This is a genomic window from Croceitalea dokdonensis DOKDO 023 (assembly GCF_001306415.1).
Lineage (GTDB): Bacteria > Bacteroidota > Bacteroidia > Flavobacteriales > Flavobacteriaceae > Croceitalea > Croceitalea dokdonensis.
The window spans coordinates 457018-472121 of sequence record NZ_LDJX01000001.1 but is presented as its reverse complement, the minus strand read 5'-3'; the positions used below and the strand labels follow the sequence as shown (position 1 = coordinate 472121).

At 38.4% G+C, this 15104-nt stretch carries 17 protein-coding genes and 2 pseudogenes; 11 read left to right on the top strand and 8 right to left on the bottom strand.

What is annotated here, in order from left to right; translation table 11 throughout:
• Window positions 1-149 precede the first annotated feature (149 nt).
• Both I595_RS02030 and I595_RS02025 read left to right on the top strand, forming a co-directional pair.
• Window positions 150-1145: an IS30 family transposase gene (locus tag I595_RS02030; RefSeq protein ID WP_054557715.1), complete on the top strand. Its 996-nt coding sequence runs from the start codon at window positions 150-152 to the stop codon at window positions 1143-1145.
• 103 nt (window positions 1146-1248) lie between these two features.
• Entirely contained in the window at window positions 1249-1884 is a 636-nt protein-coding gene (locus I595_RS02025; protein WP_054557714.1) for a hypothetical protein, read from the top strand.
• A 38-nt stretch (window positions 1885-1922) separates the two neighbouring features.
• Here I595_RS02025 and I595_RS17605 read toward each other — a convergent pair.
• Window positions 1923-2066, bottom strand: a pseudogene (locus I595_RS17605) (IS110 family transposase); the annotation flags it as partial.
• A 376-nt stretch (window positions 2067-2442) separates the two neighbouring features.
• Here I595_RS17605 and I595_RS02015 point away from each other — a divergent pair.
• Window positions 2443-2625 (top strand): hypothetical protein, encoded by a 183-nt coding sequence (locus I595_RS02015; protein WP_054557712.1) that lies wholly within the window; start codon window positions 2443-2445, stop codon window positions 2623-2625.
• A gap of 328 nt (window positions 2626-2953) precedes the next feature.
• Here the strand turns inward: I595_RS02015 and I595_RS17600 are convergent.
• Window positions 2954-3109, bottom strand: a pseudogene (locus I595_RS17600) (IS110 family transposase); the annotation flags it as partial.
• A gap of 328 nt (window positions 3110-3437) precedes the next feature.
• Between I595_RS17600 and I595_RS02010 the strand changes: the two are divergent.
• Genes I595_RS02010 through I595_RS02005 form a run of 3 tightly spaced genes read left to right on the top strand, consistent with a single transcriptional unit; the run spans window position 3438 to window position 5557 of the window.
• Window positions 3438-5090 carry a serine hydrolase domain-containing protein gene (locus I595_RS02010; RefSeq protein ID WP_172675898.1) on the top strand — a complete coding sequence of 551 codons (1653 nt, stop codon included), beginning with the start codon at window positions 3438-3440 and terminating at the stop codon, window positions 5088-5090.
• A 24-nt stretch (window positions 5091-5114) separates the two neighbouring features.
• On the top strand, window positions 5115-5243 hold the full coding sequence (locus tag I595_RS17055; RefSeq protein ID WP_083467479.1) for a type II toxin-antitoxin system RelE/ParE family toxin: 129 nt from the start codon (window positions 5115-5117) through the stop codon (window positions 5241-5243).
• An 11-nt stretch (window positions 5244-5254) separates the two neighbouring features.
• The gene (locus tag I595_RS02005) at window positions 5255-5557 is read left to right on the top strand and encodes a HigA family addiction module antitoxin (protein WP_054558014.1); all 303 of its coding nucleotides are present in this window, start codon (window positions 5255-5257) and stop codon (window positions 5555-5557) included.
• Window positions 5558-5956: 399 nt separating this feature from the next.
• Here the strand turns inward: I595_RS02005 and I595_RS01995 are convergent, their stop codons facing one another.
• Window positions 5957-6547 carry an NAD(P)H-dependent oxidoreductase gene (locus I595_RS01995; RefSeq protein WP_054557709.1) on the bottom strand — a complete coding sequence of 197 codons (591 nt, stop codon included), beginning with the start codon at window positions 6545-6547 and terminating at the stop codon, window positions 5957-5959.
• 117 nt (window positions 6548-6664) lie between these two features.
• On the bottom strand, window positions 6665-7561 hold the full coding sequence (locus tag I595_RS01990) for a nuclear transport factor 2 family protein (protein WP_054557708.1): 897 nt from the start codon (window positions 7559-7561) through the stop codon (window positions 6665-6667).
• A gap of 137 nt (window positions 7562-7698) precedes the next feature.
• On the opposite strand from I595_RS01990, the gene I595_RS01985 reads away from it, so the two are divergent.
• The 4 genes from I595_RS01985 to I595_RS01970 all read left to right on the top strand — a co-directional run bounded on the left by I595_RS01985 (window position 7699) and on the right by I595_RS01970 (window position 10810).
• Window positions 7699-8145 carry a winged helix-turn-helix transcriptional regulator gene (locus I595_RS01985; RefSeq protein WP_054558013.1) on the top strand — a complete coding sequence of 149 codons (447 nt, stop codon included), beginning with the start codon at window positions 7699-7701 and terminating at the stop codon, window positions 8143-8145.
• Window positions 8146-8481: 336 nt separating this feature from the next.
• Window positions 8482-9153, top strand: a complete 672-nt coding sequence (locus I595_RS01980) for a DUF6624 domain-containing protein (RefSeq protein WP_054557707.1) — start codon at window positions 8482-8484, stop codon at window positions 9151-9153.
• A 436-nt stretch (window positions 9154-9589) separates the two neighbouring features.
• Window positions 9590-9946, top strand: coding sequence for a hypothetical protein (locus I595_RS01975; RefSeq protein WP_054557706.1), 357 nt, complete (start codon window positions 9590-9592; stop codon window positions 9944-9946).
• Window positions 9947-10189: 243 nt separating this feature from the next.
• Window positions 10190-10810 (top strand): L-threonylcarbamoyladenylate synthase, encoded by a 621-nt coding sequence (locus I595_RS01970; protein ID WP_054558012.1) that lies wholly within the window; start codon window positions 10190-10192, stop codon window positions 10808-10810.
• Window positions 10811-11049: 239 nt separating this feature from the next.
• On the opposite strand, the gene I595_RS01965 is transcribed toward I595_RS01970, so the two are convergent.
• From I595_RS01965 to I595_RS01955, 3 genes are all read right to left on the bottom strand, one after another.
• Window positions 11050-11901 carry an OmpA/MotB family protein gene (locus I595_RS01965; RefSeq protein ID WP_054557705.1) on the bottom strand — a complete coding sequence of 284 codons (852 nt, stop codon included), beginning with the start codon at window positions 11899-11901 and terminating at the stop codon, window positions 11050-11052.
• 82 nt (window positions 11902-11983) lie between these two features.
• On the bottom strand, window positions 11984-12985 hold the full coding sequence (locus tag I595_RS01960) for a glycosyltransferase family 2 protein (protein WP_054557704.1): 1002 nt from the start codon (window positions 12983-12985) through the stop codon (window positions 11984-11986).
• An 11-nt stretch (window positions 12986-12996) separates the two neighbouring features.
• Window positions 12997-13443, bottom strand: coding sequence for a type I restriction enzyme HsdR N-terminal domain-containing protein (locus I595_RS01955; RefSeq protein ID WP_054557703.1), 447 nt, complete (start codon window positions 13441-13443; stop codon window positions 12997-12999).
• Between the two features lie 26 nt (window positions 13444-13469).
• Here I595_RS01955 and holA point away from each other — a divergent pair, with 26 nt between their 5' ends.
• Complete coding sequence (gene holA, locus I595_RS01950; protein ID WP_054557702.1) at window positions 13470-14471, top strand: DNA polymerase III subunit delta; 1002 nt, start codon at window positions 13470-13472, stop codon at window positions 14469-14471.
• On the opposite strand, the gene I595_RS01945 is transcribed toward holA, so the two are convergent.
• Window positions 14472-14852, bottom strand: a complete 381-nt coding sequence (locus I595_RS01945) for a DoxX family protein (RefSeq protein WP_054557701.1) — start codon at window positions 14850-14852, stop codon at window positions 14472-14474.
• Between the last annotated feature and the right edge of the window lie 252 nt (window positions 14853-15104).

Here is a 15104-nt window from a genome sequence, read left to right as displayed (position 1 = left end):
TGTGGCTCATATCAAGCTTTGTGCTTAGTTGAAAGTTTGGTGCTTCGAAATCGCCTACTTTGCATATACTAAACGTTGGCAATAATTATGAAAAAGACTCTGCGAGTTCAATAACTTAACGCAACAAATCCAATTTTTAGATTTGTTGTATGAAGACAAAAAAGCACAAACGGTTGTCACTTGAGGAGCGTGTCATTATCCAGACACTTTTGGAAGAGAAAAAGACCAAATCCTTTATAGCAAAAAAGCTCGGTCGTTCACGTTCCACCATCACCAGGGAGGTCAACAAATGGGTGTCCGACCCTAACGATAAATATGATGCTTCTCTTGCCCATTGGCTGGCCAAGGACGACTACCTGAACAAGCGTAATTTAGATAAAATAGGGACACATTCCCTACTGCGGTTCTATGTCTATAAATCACTTTTGAAAAACTGGTCACCAGAGCAAATTTCAGGCAGAATCAAAATCGATTATCCCAACGACCCAGTGATGACCATATCCCACGAGGCCATTTACTCCCACATCTATTCCCATCCACAGGCCAGCCTTAACAAAAAGCTCATAAAGCTGCTGCCCTACCAAAAATCCAGGCGTAGAAAACCCAGACCCAGGCGTAAGAAAGGTTCCAAGATCAAAGACCAAATAAATATATCACAAAGACCCGAACATATTGAAAACAGACAGGAAATCGGACATTGGGAAGGTGACCTGGTCATAGGCAAGGGCCAAAAATCCGCCATTGGAACCATCGTGGAGCGAAAGTCCAGATATACCCTTATCATCGGCCTTGAAAACAGAAAGACCAAATCCGTGACCAGAGCCTTTGCCAAAGAACTGAACCGTTTTGACAGTCAACTGAAAAAGACAATGACCTACGACAACGGTACCGAAATGGCCGACCACAAATGGCTGTCGGAATCAACCAAAATGGACATCTATTTTGCCAATCCCTACGCGTCTTGGGAACGTGGCACCAACGAAAACACCAATGGGCTCATCAGACGTTTCCTGCCCAAGAAGACCGACTTTGGGAACATGAACGAAAAACAGCTCAAAACCATTGAACAAAAACTGAACAACAGGCCAAGAAAGGTGTTGGGGTACAGAACACCATTGGAGGTCATTGCCCAAAACACCACATAATTTTTTCTTTCCGAAAAGCCTTCAAAAAAACTAGGCTCTTTGGAAAGAAAAAATTAAATTGAACCATAATCAATTAGCAACGTTTGTTGCGTTAAGGCCTTGAATGCACCCTCAGAACCCAAATGAAAAACTAGAAATTGCAATCAAAAATTCAGAATTACCCTCATTAGCAAAAGATTATACTGAATTAGCAATTGACGGACTAATGGATGATGGAATTCTCAAAGATATTCCTTTAGTTGGGACGGTTATTGGAGTTATGAAATTTGGAAACTCTTTGAATAAACATTTATCTGCAAAAAAATTATACAAATTTCTATTTGAACTTCAGTCTATCCCTTTGGAAAAAAGGATTAAAAAAATTGATGAAATTAATTCTTCTGAAAAATACCAAAGTAATGTTGGAGAAATGTTATTTGAACTTTTAGAAAAAATTGAAAGTGACGGAAAACCTGAGATAATTGGAAAATTGTTTAAGGCGTACATTGAGGAAAATATCGACTTTCATACATTCTTAAGATTATCACATATTATCAAAAACATTTTTTACTACGACTTACTGCTCTTAAAAAATTATGATGAAAATAACTATCTATACGATGGAAATACCGACCAACTTGAAAGTTCAGGGTTAACTTCATTTAATATCAACGCTTGGGAGAAACCCGAGCCAAAAGAAAACTGCAAAGGGGAGATTATGGATAACGGAAAATTGATAGTTGAATATGGTCTAAAATAACTATTGCCAACAAAGAACTGAGTTAAAAACAAGTTCTTTTAAGTTAATCTGTCCACATAATTTTCATCGTAGGTGATCCCTGATTTTGCAATGGCAAATGCTTGTTTTAAAAGTTTGTTGGACACTGCTATCAATGCTAGTTTTTTACTCTGTGCCTTTGCGCTTATCGGTTGATACATTTCCTACAACCCTTGAGGCGCTTTTGTCCGCCATGGCTTGTCGCCTTATGGAAAACGTGGCAAAAACCACGGGGGACAAATCTGTTGCACGTCCGTTGGAGCACGGGGAGGGCTCGTTTACCACCCCTAACAAAACCTAAACGTTATGCGGGCAAGGGTGTTCTATCCAAAGGCTTGCGTATTTTTAGTTGGTGGCGAAAGCGTTGTGCTTTTGTCCTGAGAAAAAAATAAGACAAAAAACAAGGCTTTTGCTAAAGGGCCTTGCGCCATGGGAAATGCTTGCCCCAAACCGCACTACCTTTAGCTCTGGCGTTGGGCTTAATTTTCCAACTATTCTGAAATTCCAAGATTTTACTTAACTTTATTTAAATTCTGAGAAATGCTCACGAAAGAAAAATTAAAAGAACAAATCGAGCTTTTTCCCGATGAGTTTTCGATAGATGAGTTGGTGGAAAGGCTTATTTTCATGGAGAAAGTTGAACGTGGCGAGAAACAATCTTTAGACAATGATGTAATCGAACACGAACAGCTGGACAAGGAAATCGAAAAATGGTTCAAATAAACTGGACTCCTCAATCAGTATTGGACTTAAAAAATATTGCCAAATATATAGGAAAGGACTCAAAATATTATGCCAAACTTCAAGTTGTCCGAATTAAAACCAAGACGGAGATTATAAAACGCCAGATTCTTATCGGGAATTTGGTGCCGTAATTTGAAAGAACGGACTTGAGACAGCTTACTCAAGGGAGGTATCGAATTATCTATAAAGTCGTAGACGAAAATAGAGCGGACATTCTTACATCCATCACTCAGCTCGGAACTTAACAAAACGGGATATCCTGTAAAAAAACCCAGTATAACAAAGAACTGAGTAAAAACAAATTCTCTTAAAATAATCTGGACCCATAATTTTCATCATAGGGCATCCCTGATTTTGCAATGGCAAACGCTTGTTTTAAAAGTTTGTTGGACACTGCTATCAATGCCAGTTTTTTACTCTTTGCTTTTGCGATTATCGGTTGATACATTTCCCTAGAACCTTTGAGGCGCTTTTGTCCGCCAAGGCCTGTCGCGGTGTGGAAAATACGGTAAAACCCATGGGTGACAAATCTGTGGCACGTCCGTTGGAGCGCGCAGGACGTGCTTACCACCGCTAACAAAACCTAAACGTCATGCGGGCAAGGGTGTACTTTCCAAAGGTTTGCGTATTTTTAGTTGGTGGCAAAGGCGTTGTGCTTTTGTCCTGAGAAAAAAAATAAGACAAAAAACAAGGCTTTTGCCAAGGGACCTTGCGCCATGGGCAACCGCTTACCTAAGACCGCACTACCTTTAGCTCTGGCGTTGTACGCAAGCCAAAACCAACATTCTACAATGAAACAAACATTGATATTTACATGCTTATTTCTTGGAATAAACGCATATTCACAAGAATTGGAAAAGCCAATAATTGACAAGCTCGACAGCCAGATTGAGAAATATATCGATGGGATTTCACCCGGAATGGCAGTCGGAATTGTAAAGGATGGAGCCACTGTATTCGAAAAATATATTGGTTATTCAAACCTTGAACACCACATAAAAATAGACGAAAATACAAGGTTCAATATAGCCTCAAATGCCAAACAATTTACCGCTTTGTGCATATTGAGATTACTTGAGCAGGACAAATTGGCCTTAGATGACGATATAAGAAAATATTTACCCGAATTATATAAAGAAATCGGACACAAAATTACCGTAGCAAATCTGTTGACACATACAAGTGGAATTAGAGACGTATACGGTTTATGGGCATTGAAAGGTAAGGATTGGTATGAGCTTTTTATAGATAATGGGGATGCCATCGAACTTTTAAAATCCCAAACGGAATTGAATTTTGAGCCCGGCAAAGAGTATTTATACAGCAACTCTAACTACATTCTTCTTACAGAAATCATTGAAAAAGTTACCGACACTACATTCAAGGATTTTTCCAATTCATTATTTGCGGAAATAGGAATGGCCAATACATCATTTCTTACCAATTATATGGCAATAATTCCAAATAAGGCAAGACCATACGGTAATTGGAATGGTTGGAAAGAATATCCAGTGGTAACAGAACTGAATGGAGATGGGGGTTTATTCACAACTTTAGAAGACCAATTGAAATGGGAACAGATTATTCAAAAAAATAATGGTAAAAACCTATCAACTTCAATAATCAGCAAAAGTCAATCGGCCATAGATGAAGTAGATTTTGACAATTACGGATACGGATTAATGTTTAGAAAATATAAAGGCTTAAACTACACATATCATGATGGTAGTACTGGAGCATATAATGCAACATTTTTTAGGTTTTTGGATAAAAATCTAGCCATAGTCATCATGTCAAATAATGGTAACGTACCTACCAACTATTTAGCAAAGCAATTGACAGCTATTGTTTTAGAACAGGATATCACAAATGAAATATACCCCTCAAATCCCGAAAAAACGGAACGATTGAAAGATTTTAAAAGTGTGGTAGGTAATTATCAAAACGATGAAGGAACAATCATAAAGATTAGCGAAAAAGAAGGGGAACTATTTAGAGAGATTTACCAAAGAGACCCAGTAAAAATGATAAACGAGAAACAAAGCTTGTTTCATTATGAAACCAATGATAAACTCAAAATGAATTTTTCAGATATAGGTACAGAACAACAAAAGTTGACTTTGTATTTATCCACTCAAAAACCAAGCATTTACCATAAGTTACCAAAAGAAAATATAGAAAAAGGATATGGCCCAAGTTTAAACGGAACCTATTTCAATAAAGAAACCGACACGGAAATCATCATTGAACACGTCAAAGATGGTAATTACAACATTATAAAAAACGGTAGAAGAAGAGACGGAAAACTAATAACAAAAGACTATCTAAGAATGATGAGCTCTTACAGAATAAGAGTATTCAGAGATGGGAGTGGGAACATACAAGGTTTAAACTTGGAGAATGGACGAATAAAAAATGTCATTTTTAAAAAAGAATCCCTTTAAAGCTTCTGATACCAATAAGCTTAAATAACCTATGAAATACTCTCTGGAAATCTAAAGGACCTTAACAGTATTCGGATTAACAAACCATGGCGAATCATGTTTGAATGGAACAACGGAAACGCAAGCGACGTGAAAATAATCGACTATCACTAAAAAAGAACAACATGGAAAAGTGGGCAATTGTACATCCTGGCGAAGTCTTGAACTTGGAATTTCTTGAACCACTTGAAATCTATGCTTACCGACTTTCAAAGGACTTAAAAATACCACAAACAAGATTTTCTGAAATTATAAAAGGGAGACGCAGAATAACTGCGGACACAGCCTTAAGGTTAAGCAAGTATTTCGGAAATTGGGCCAAATTCTGGCTCCGACCTCAAGATGATTATGATACCGAAGCGGAGTGTAAGGTAAAACAGGCGGAATTGGACAAAATAAAACAATACGGAAATAAAAACGTTGCCTAAGACTGGTAAGCGTTGCACAAGCCCCTGACCGACCATGGAACGGGTAAACATAAGCCCTTTTTCAGGACTTTTTTATTGTGGGCCCAAAAGTTGTAGCCCAATTTTTGATACCTCAGGAAAGGTCCGTTAAGCAATTTAAAGGTATTTTTTACCAATGCTGCCAAAGCAAGCATCCCGCCCCGTTTTTTACCCGTTTTTGGTCGAATTTCAGGTATTCCTGTTTCCTGGCTAGTAGGTAAAAAGCTTTTGCTACCGGACTTTGCGCTATAGGAAATGCTTTTCCAAAATCGCACTGCCTTTAGCTTAGGCGTTGTAAAATATTTGAACAAAAATTTCGGACAAAAAACGACAAGAGCCTTATCCTAGTGATTTTATATTTTGGAATAACCCTTGTCGTAACTACTCGGTAAAATTAGTCTTAAGATGTGCTTCTAGCCTTTTAAAATCATTCTCAATATTTGGGTTTTTCATGACATCAAAGCAAGCGAAAGTTGGCAATGGTTGCATACCAAAAAACTTGAAATTCATATGCTGTGCAAAGTACAAATCATCCACCGATTTACCTGCAAATAGAAATTCGCTTGGGTCATTGAATGACTCTTCTGGTGCATTAAACGTTAAGGACAACATATATTTGGTGTCTTGCATTAAGCCACCGGCACCATAATTCTTCTTTGGTGCTTCTGCTATTCTGCCGTCGTTTTGGCTCATTTTACCAAACATGCCGGCCGTATACACTTCATCCATGTACTTCTTGAAAATCCAAGGAAAACCCATCCAATTGGTAGGCGATTGTAGAACAACGACATCAGCCCAAGTATGTTTGTCCACTTCTTCATCTGCATTCCATTCGTCTTTCATCGTGGTGGTTTTGATTTCATAGGCAATACTTTTTAAATAGTTTGCAATACGCTTGGCGATTTCTCTGTTCAATTCACCTTTGGCGAACGGATATTCTTGGTGAGCATTTATAATGAGTGCTTTTTTCATATTTTAATTTTTAATTGATGTTTTTAGCGTTAGGGATTGCAGCGGCATCCTTTTTTTGTGAAAAAAAGATACAGCGGAAAGCGCGACCCTTGTGGTAACGCTCTTATTATTTTTGTTTTAAAATCCAAACATTCCGTTATCGTTGGCTAAATTTTCGGTTGGGATTTCTTGTATAACATCCCAATGCTCTACGGCTTTTCCATTTTCAAAACGTAACAAATCGTAGAACACATTGTTTGTGCCATTCCATTTGCCTTCACTCACGGTGAGTACAAAATTACCTTCACCTAATACTTTATGGATTTTAGTGTACTGAAACATATTGTTTTGCGAAGTGAGGTACTGCACCGCTTCCATAATACCATTAAGTCCATCTTTAATTGCAGAATTGTGTTGGTCATATTGCTCGGTACTGATATAGTCTGCAATTTTATCTGGATTTTTACCCATTAAAATATCTTCTACCATAGACTTCGCCAAGGCTTTGTTCGCTTCTGTTTTGTCTAAATCTTTAATCAGCGTTGCACCATCTACTTGAGTTCTTCCGCTTGCTGTTTGTGCTACAAAAGGTTGCAGGGCATCCCAATGTTCGGCTATTTTACCATTCTCATCAAATCGTAAAATATCGAAAGACACCATTTTATCTGCACCAAAAGGCTTGGCACCTGTCCATAATTGATGTAGCACTACGAAATTTCCGTCTTCGATGACACGAACTGCTTCTGCTTTGGTTCCATTTTCTTTTAGCATAGGAAACAGTTGAATAAAGGGTTCTAATCCTGTGGGCAAAAATGGATTGTGTTGAATATAATCTGGATTGGCCAGTGCTCTTACTTTATCTGCATCCTGCGAGGTAACGGCTTGTACAAAAGCCACAGCGGTTTCTTTTTTGTTCATTTTTGTTGTTTTTGAGTTAGAAGTTGGTGTTGATTTGTTGCGATTTGAATTTGTTTTATTTGAATTACAACCGGTAAATACATTTGCGAGGATTAATACGATTACTATTTTTTTCATATAATGGGATTTTATTACTTGTGTTATGCAAGCAAAAATACAATAATACTTTTATTTTGCAAGTAATCCTATAATAAATTGCAAAATGCAAGTGATATGATTTTTTAATACCTTTACAATTGATGAGAATGAAAAAAATGGAAACAAAATTTCGTTGTAATTGTCCGTTTACCACGGCTCTTGACATTTTGGGTGATAAATGGATGTTGGTCATAGTAAAACAGATGCTTATGGAAAATAAGCAGACCTTTAAGGACTTTACAGAGAGTGATGAAGGCATTGCGACCAACATACTGACCACAAAATTGAAACAGCTTGAAGCGTTTGGAATTATTACTAAAACAAAACTTCCAAACAATAATAAATCCAACATCTACCTTTTAACCGAAAAGGGCCTGGCAATGACACCCATAATTGTAGAGTTGGGCGTCTGGAGCGACAACCATTTAAGAGACTTTAATCCAAACATCGTAAATGAAGGTGGCATAGAATTATTAAGACGTGATAAAGCAGAATTTACAAGGGTTGTGGAACAACAGTACCGAGAAAAACTGGCTACAATTGCTACCACAGGCTTATTCTGAAAATTCCGCAGGAATTTTTTGCTTTTCGTGTACTTGAAAAAGTCCGTGTTAACCCACGCAACTGGTCATTGCCGAGACAGTTGGCAACAAGCTATAATATCCCTTGCAAGTTCAATAACTTAACGCAACGAATCCAATTTTTAGATTTGTTGTATGAAGACAAAAAAGCACAAACGGTTATCACTTGAGGAGCGTGTCCTTAGCCAGACACTTTTGGAAGAGGACAAGATCAAGTCTTTAATAGCCAAAAAGAAGAGTTTTCCATGATCTGCCATAACCAATCAAATATATTTGTTGTGAAACATTTAATACATTGGTAATCATAAGTTTAGTACTATGAAAAGAATAATTTTATTTGTTGTAATGGGTACCTTAATCCTTGGCTGTAAAAAAGAGCGGGAAATTACCCAAAAAGAAAAAGAGACAATAATTGCAGAATTGACTAAAATTAAAGCCATTGACCAAAAATATGCGGGAATTCCACCAGCCGAATTATTTGAAACCTACGGAACAAAAAAAGCATGGGAAATCTTTAAACAAAAAAGGGATAGCGTAGGTATTGAGAATCAAAATAGCATAAAAAAACTATACAAAGCGTATGGTTATCTGGGGGAGAAAAAGATTGGAGAGGAGGCTGCCACTAATTTTTGGTTACCGATACAACATGCAGATAATGATATCCCTTTTCAACAAGAAATGCTGGAGGCCCTGAAAAAAGAAATTGAAAAGGGCAGTGCGGACAAATATCACTATGCCATGTTAGAAGATAGGGTTAATATTAACCTTAATAAACCGCAGCGGTTTGGTACGCAGGTTACCTATAATGGCAAAGGACAGGCAATTCCAAAAATTGGACTTATAGACAGTACAAAGGTAGATAGCCTAAGAAACGCTTTTACATTGCCAAGTCTTAAGGAATATTATAACGGAATGACAGAAATGCACTTTGAAATGAATAAAACAATGTTCCAAGACAAAGGCATTTTGGAGCCCCAATTGTATCCATAACACTGCTCAACACAAAATTTCCAAACCAATGTGCCTTTGGTTTTTATATAAAGGCCTGCGCACATCCATATAGTTGACATAGCTAAGGAAGTCCCTTGGGATTTGTGTTGGTGTTAGCGCAACAAGGAAATATTAAAAAAATAGGTATGCCAAACATTTCATTATTGGTATAATAGTGGCTGCAGATCGCAGAAAAGCGATGGATACTATTTTAATTGTAGACCATTGCGATACTATTTATCTTCGTTACGGATAGCGAAACAGTAACTATCTTAAAAAGGGAAATAATTGGTGACTAGGACTTATCTAATTGCATAGACTTCCCGTATGTATGGATTTTTTATAATGAAAAATGAGTGTAACAGCTATCCATCGTACAAACGACAACCGTCTATAGCTACCTTTTTATTATCCACACCTTTAAAATGAGGCCATTATGAAAACACTAATTTTTACTATCAGCCTTATATTTCTGTTACAACTGCGGGTGACAGCCCAAACAGAACTTGTATTGGTACCGTCCCAGAGTATGATAATGACCGGAAAGGGACCTGGGCAGGACGGAACAATAAATCCCTTTTTTGGACAAGATTGCTATGCATTGGTAGAAAATATAGGAAATAGAACATTTTCTATCAGAATTCAACAAGACGGGAAAATTATTGAAGAAATAGACATAGCAAAGGGGGAATTGAAAAAAGTGAAACTTAATAAAGGTGCTGAACTTTACCTAGATCCCAATCCTGATGGCATTGCAAGGGCGCTTGTGAATTATGAAAAAATAGAAGAGTAAATAGGGGGCATCGTACAGAGCTAACCGCAAGTTGGATTCATCCATCAAAGGGCTTTGTGGAAGGCATTCTAATTTTAAAGCAATACAACGAAAGGACTTTTACTTTTTTTAGCAATTTAGCGTACCTTTTGCTTAAAAATACAAGTAAAGGTATATCAGACTTTAAGTACCCAGTATAAAAAATAGCATGGTTGGTAATTTTAGTTTTTGTACCTTGAAAATACCATAGTTAAACCCATAAAAGTGGCAGATTTTATTCGGATTTATGAGGATAACCCCTCCCAAAAAGAAATAGATAGGGTAGTGCAGGTGCTCCGTAACGGGGGGCTGGTCATTTATCCTACGGATACGGTCTATGGGCTTGGGTGCGATATCACCAAATCTAAGGCACTCGAGAAAATTGCCAGGTTAAAAGGTATTAAGCTCCAAAAGGCCAACTGGTCTTTTATTTGCCATGATTTGAGCAATTTGTCCGACTATGTGCGGCAGATAGATTCCACCACATTTAAAATCTTAAAAAGAGCCTTACCTGGTCCATATACCTTTATCCTTCCTGGCAACAATAACCTTCCAAAGGACTTTAAGAAAAGAAAGACCGTAGGCATTAGGGTTCCTGACAATGCCATAGCGCAGCGTTTAGTGGCTACCTTGGGAAACCCTATTGTATCTACCTCTATCCGTGATGATGATGATGTTTTGGAATATACCACGGACCCAGAATTGATTTTTGAGAAATGGCAGCACGTGGTGGATGTGGTCATCGATGGTGGTTATGGGGACAATATGGCCTCAACGGTGATAGACCTTTCGGGCTATGAACCGGAAATAGTTAGGGAGGGTAAAGGCAGTTTGGATATTTTCTAAACCCGTTGTGCATTTTGAATGTTTTTTGGATTTAAAGCCGTTAGTTCGAGTTTTTTCTGGAAGAAAAAGTATCGGGAAGAAGGTTGCAATGCTAAAATTCTGATTCTCCATACTATTTTCCGATACTTCGTGTCAAAAAATCACTCGAACTGACGAATTTTCATCAAAATGCACTATGGTTTTCTAAATAAAAAAAAGAGCGGCCATGGGCCGCTCTTACTCTACAGGTCTGTACCTGTTTATTTGTTGATGGCAGGATCTTTCATTCCGTCCTCGATCATACTGTAGAACTGGTCTATTTTTGGCAGTACCACAATACGGGTTCTTCTATTTTTGGATTTGTCGGTTGCGGAAACGGGCACAAATTCTGCTCGTCCTGCGGCTGTCATACGTTTTGGGTCAACCCCATAGTCATTCTGAAGGATTCTCACAATGGACGTCGCCCTTTTGGCGCTAAGGTCCCAGTTATCCACTAAGACCCCTTTCCTGTACGGTACATCGTCCGTGTGGCCTTCAACCATAAACTCAAAATCTGGCTTGTTGTTCACCACTTTGGCCACCTTGCTCAATACATTTTTGGCTGCCGCGGTAACGTTATAACTTCCACTCCTGAACAATAATTTGTCAGAGATGGATACAAAGACCACACCTTTTTCTACACTTACCTCAATGTCCTCATCATCCAAGTTTCCTAAAACACCCTTTAAACTTTGGACCAAGGATAGGTTTACGGAATCACGTCTTGTTACGGCATCTTGTAATCTTCTGATGGTTAAATCCTTCTCTTGTAGGCTCTCCAATGATTTTTCAAGATTTTCCGCTCCCTTGGCGGTTAATGTGGTCAAATCCCCCATATTGTTAATGAGTTCTTGATTGTTTGCCTTTAAAAAGGCATTTTGCTCGGCAAGCGCATCCATTTTAGAGGTTGCTGCCGCTTTTTCTTCCAAGCAGTCGTTTAATTTAACGGTGGCAGAATTTAGCAAATCCTGTGTTTCCATATGTTTTGCTTCCAATTCTGCGTATTTTTTTTGCGATACGCATGAGCTCAATAATATGGCCGCTCCCAATGTTCCTAACACTATTTTTTTCATATTCTTTATTTATACAGTTTAACTTCAATCAAATTAGTCCTCAAAATTATAACAATTGGAAATCGGCGTGATTACTGCGTCGTTAATATTTTCCCAAAGTGTTAAAATTCTTTACTCCATGTACGAAATGAGACCATACAATGGATTTCACCGGAGAATAATTTATCAAAAAATTAGATTTTTCGCGTTTTTGGTATACCCGTAAAAAGTTACGGTAAAAGCTAAAATGTGCCCTTAAAATGGCTAGACTATGCCTAAATTTTAACTGAAACGCAAAATGTACCGCTGCGATGCCATCCAAAATTAACCTGGTAAAAATAAGACGGAAAGCCAATGCCCGTGGTAGATTTTTGGTAATGGAATACAGGGAGTTCCTGAAATTTAAGAAGGTTTTGTTAGGGTTGGAATTTTTTAAGGTAAATCCCCCCAAATGGTACACTTTGGAAGTGCCCACATAGTATACGCTATACCCATTGTTTTTGGCCCGCCAACACAAATCTATTTCTTCTTGGTGGGCAAAGTAGTCGGCATCAAAGCCGTCTAGCGCGTTAAAGACTGCTTTTCTAATGAACATACATGCCCCTGTTGCCCAAAAGACTTCCTTGATATCGTCATATTGACCATCATCCTTTTCAATGGACTGAAAAATGCGGCCCCGGCAAAACGGATAGCCCAGCTTGTCAATAAACCCCCCTCCGGCACCGGCATATTCAAAATAATCCTTTTTACGAAGATCTAGGATTTTGGGTTGTGCAATGGCCACCTCCGGTCTTGTCTTAAATAAGGAAATCATGGGCAATGTCCAATCCGGGGTAACTTCCACATCCGAATTTAACAAACAAAAAACATCGGCATCAACCTTTTGTAGTCCGCTGTTATAACCTCCGGCAAAGCCTAAATTTTTTGGGTTCCTAATGAGATGTACATCTGGAAAATGCTCTCGTAATTGGGAGACAGAATCATCGGTAGAGGCATTGTCTATGACATAGACTTCCGCATTCCCCGAGTAGCGGAGGACAGCGGGGAGGTAGTCCTTTAGGAGTTGCGCACCATTCCAATTTAATATAACAATAGCGAGTTTCAAAACGGGGCAAATTAACGGCTAAAATCAGGAATTTCGGGCAGAAATCTATATTTTTCTGCTATCCAGTCCATTTCACAGCAATAATGTTGAAGGCCATTGGTCACCATTAAGTAGTTGGCTTTTAATTTTAGGTTATACATGGCAATTTGGTCAAATGTGTCTTGGGTAATGGCAATTTGCGGCGCCTTACATTCTACCAAAAGCTCCAAACGACCATCTGGTTGAAAAATAATAATATCCGTCCTTTTTTTTAACCCATTGAGCATGAGTTGTTTCTCAACATTGATTAGGCTTTTTGGATACTTTTTTTCCTGCATCAAGTAAAGCAAAACATGCTGGCGGACCCATTCTTCTGGTTGAAGTACTACAAATTTTTTCCGGATCACATCAAAAATATAGGGGGTATTTTCGGTATTTTTAAACCGAAAATGATATACCGGAAAATTAAGCCGCTGCATGGCACAAATTTGATGAATTTTTTTTGATGGAAGAAGCCAAACGTATTGTGACGGATGTAAATAACGGTATCCTAAAGCCCATTTACTTTTTAATGGGGGAAGAACCTTATTATATAGATAAAATATCGGACTATATTGGTAAAACCGTATTAACGGAAGCCGAAAGGGGCTTTAACCAAATGGTCATTTACGGGAAGGATGCCACCGTAGATGATATTGTATCCAATGCCAAGAGATTCCCCATGATGGCAGAACACCAGGTAATCATTGTAAAGGAGGCCCAGCATTTATCGCGTACCATTGAACAATTGGTGGCTTATGCGGAGCAACCGCAGCCTACCACGGTCCTGGTAGTCTGTTATAAGTACAAGACCATTGATAAACGCAAAAAATTATATAAAACCCTTAAAAAAACTGGGGTAATCTTAGAAAGTAAAAAGCTTTATGAAAATCAAATAGCAGATTGGATAAGACGCGTCCTCTTGGGTAAAGGATATAAAATACACCCAAAGGCCTCTGCATTATTGGTGGAGTTCTTGGGTATGGACCTCAATAAAATAGACAATGAACTGAATAAACTGTTCTTGGTGGTGAAAAAAGGGGAGGAGATTTCCCCTGAGGTGGTAGAAAAGCATATTGGCATTAGCAAGGACTTTAATAATTTTGAGTTACGCAAGGCCATAGGGTCCCGTGATGTGGTCAAGGCCAATAGAATTGTCAACTATTTTGCACAAAACCCCAAGGCCAATCCGTTTGTGGTTACCATAAGTAGTATGTACAGTTTTTTTGTACAGCTATTAAAATACCATGGATTAAAAGACCGCTCTAAAAACAGTGTGGCCTCTACCTTGGGTATTAGCCCGTTTTTTGTGGGCGAGTACCAAATTGCGGCAAAAAACTACCCAATGAAAGAGGTGAGCCGCATCATTTCCAGCATCCGAGGGTTGGATGTAAAAGGAAAAGGGGTGGGTACACACGGGATATCTGAGCATGATTTGCTCAAGGAACTCCTTGCCGCCGTTTTTTAGTTACTTTTTATCAATGCTGTATTTTCCAGGACCGACCAGAAAGATAACCAAAAAGAAAACCGCATAGAGCAGTGCCAATTCCTTTTTACCAAAAGGGTCCGTACCATGGGTGATAAAAGCGGCTACAAACATGGTAATAAATGCAGGTATGGCCGCTAATCTAGTCTTAAACCCTACAATGATTAAGAGTGGTGCCACCACTTCCCCAACGACCGCAAGAAATAGGGAGGGCGCCGGGCCTATGCCAATGGGATCTGCAAATGTAAAGTCTCCGGCAATTAACTTTTGGAATTTTCCTAACCCATGTGCAAAAATCATAAATGAAGATGGGATGATTCTCAGCAAGGCCAAACCTAGCTGTTGTAGCGCTTTTGTTTTCATTTTAGGGGGGTAAATTAAACATCTAATGTAACCTAGTTCGAAGATAATTAATTTATGCGAATGTAAAACCCCAATTTTTATGAAGAAAAACCATAGATTTTAACACTGTTTTACTAAATAACAGCAGGCATAAACGCGACAAATTATAAACATAAGTAATAAAACCCGTTTTGCATTTTAAGCTGCGTACCCAACAAAATGTGATATTTATTGATATTGAGCAAGGAAAAAACGGTACTGAGTACGGCTTTA

Bases quoted from the DNA above. Each gene is read 5' to 3' on its own strand.
- I595_RS01955 (WP_054557703.1), bottom strand. From the start codon at position 13,443: ATGCAGCGGCTTAATTTTCCGGTATATCATTTTCGGTTTAAAAATACC.
- I595_RS02010 (WP_172675898.1), top strand. From the start codon at position 3,438: ATGAAACAAACATTGATATTTACATGCTTATTTCTTGGAATAAACGCA.
- holA (WP_054557702.1), top strand. From the start codon at position 13,470: ATGGAAGAAGCCAAACGTATTGTGACGGATGTAAATAACGGTATCCTA.
- I595_RS01980 (WP_054557707.1), top strand. From the start codon at position 8,482: ATGAAAAGAATAATTTTATTTGTTGTAATGGGTACCTTAATCCTTGGC.
- I595_RS02030 (WP_054557715.1), top strand. From the start codon at position 150: ATGAAGACAAAAAAGCACAAACGGTTGTCACTTGAGGAGCGTGTCATT.
- I595_RS02025 (WP_054557714.1), top strand. From the start codon at position 1,249: ATGCACCCTCAGAACCCAAATGAAAAACTAGAAATTGCAATCAAAAAT.
- I595_RS01945 (WP_054557701.1), bottom strand. From the start codon at position 14,852: ATGAAAACAAAAGCGCTACAACAGCTAGGTTTGGCCTTGCTGAGAATC.
- I595_RS01975 (WP_054557706.1), top strand. From the start codon at position 9,590: ATGAAAACACTAATTTTTACTATCAGCCTTATATTTCTGTTACAACTG.
- I595_RS01990 (WP_054557708.1), bottom strand. From the start codon at position 7,561: ATGAAAAAAATAGTAATCGTATTAATCCTCGCAAATGTATTTACCGGT.
- I595_RS01985 (WP_054558013.1), top strand. From the start codon at position 7,699: ATGGAAACAAAATTTCGTTGTAATTGTCCGTTTACCACGGCTCTTGAC.
- I595_RS02015 (WP_054557712.1), top strand. From the start codon at position 2,443: ATGCTCACGAAAGAAAAATTAAAAGAACAAATCGAGCTTTTTCCCGAT.
- I595_RS01965 (WP_054557705.1), bottom strand. From the start codon at position 11,901: ATGAAAAAAATAGTGTTAGGAACATTGGGAGCGGCCATATTATTGAGC.
- I595_RS02005 (WP_054558014.1), top strand. From the start codon at position 5,255: ATGGAAAAGTGGGCAATTGTACATCCTGGCGAAGTCTTGAACTTGGAA.
- I595_RS01995 (WP_054557709.1), bottom strand. From the start codon at position 6,547: ATGAAAAAAGCACTCATTATAAATGCTCACCAAGAATATCCGTTCGCC.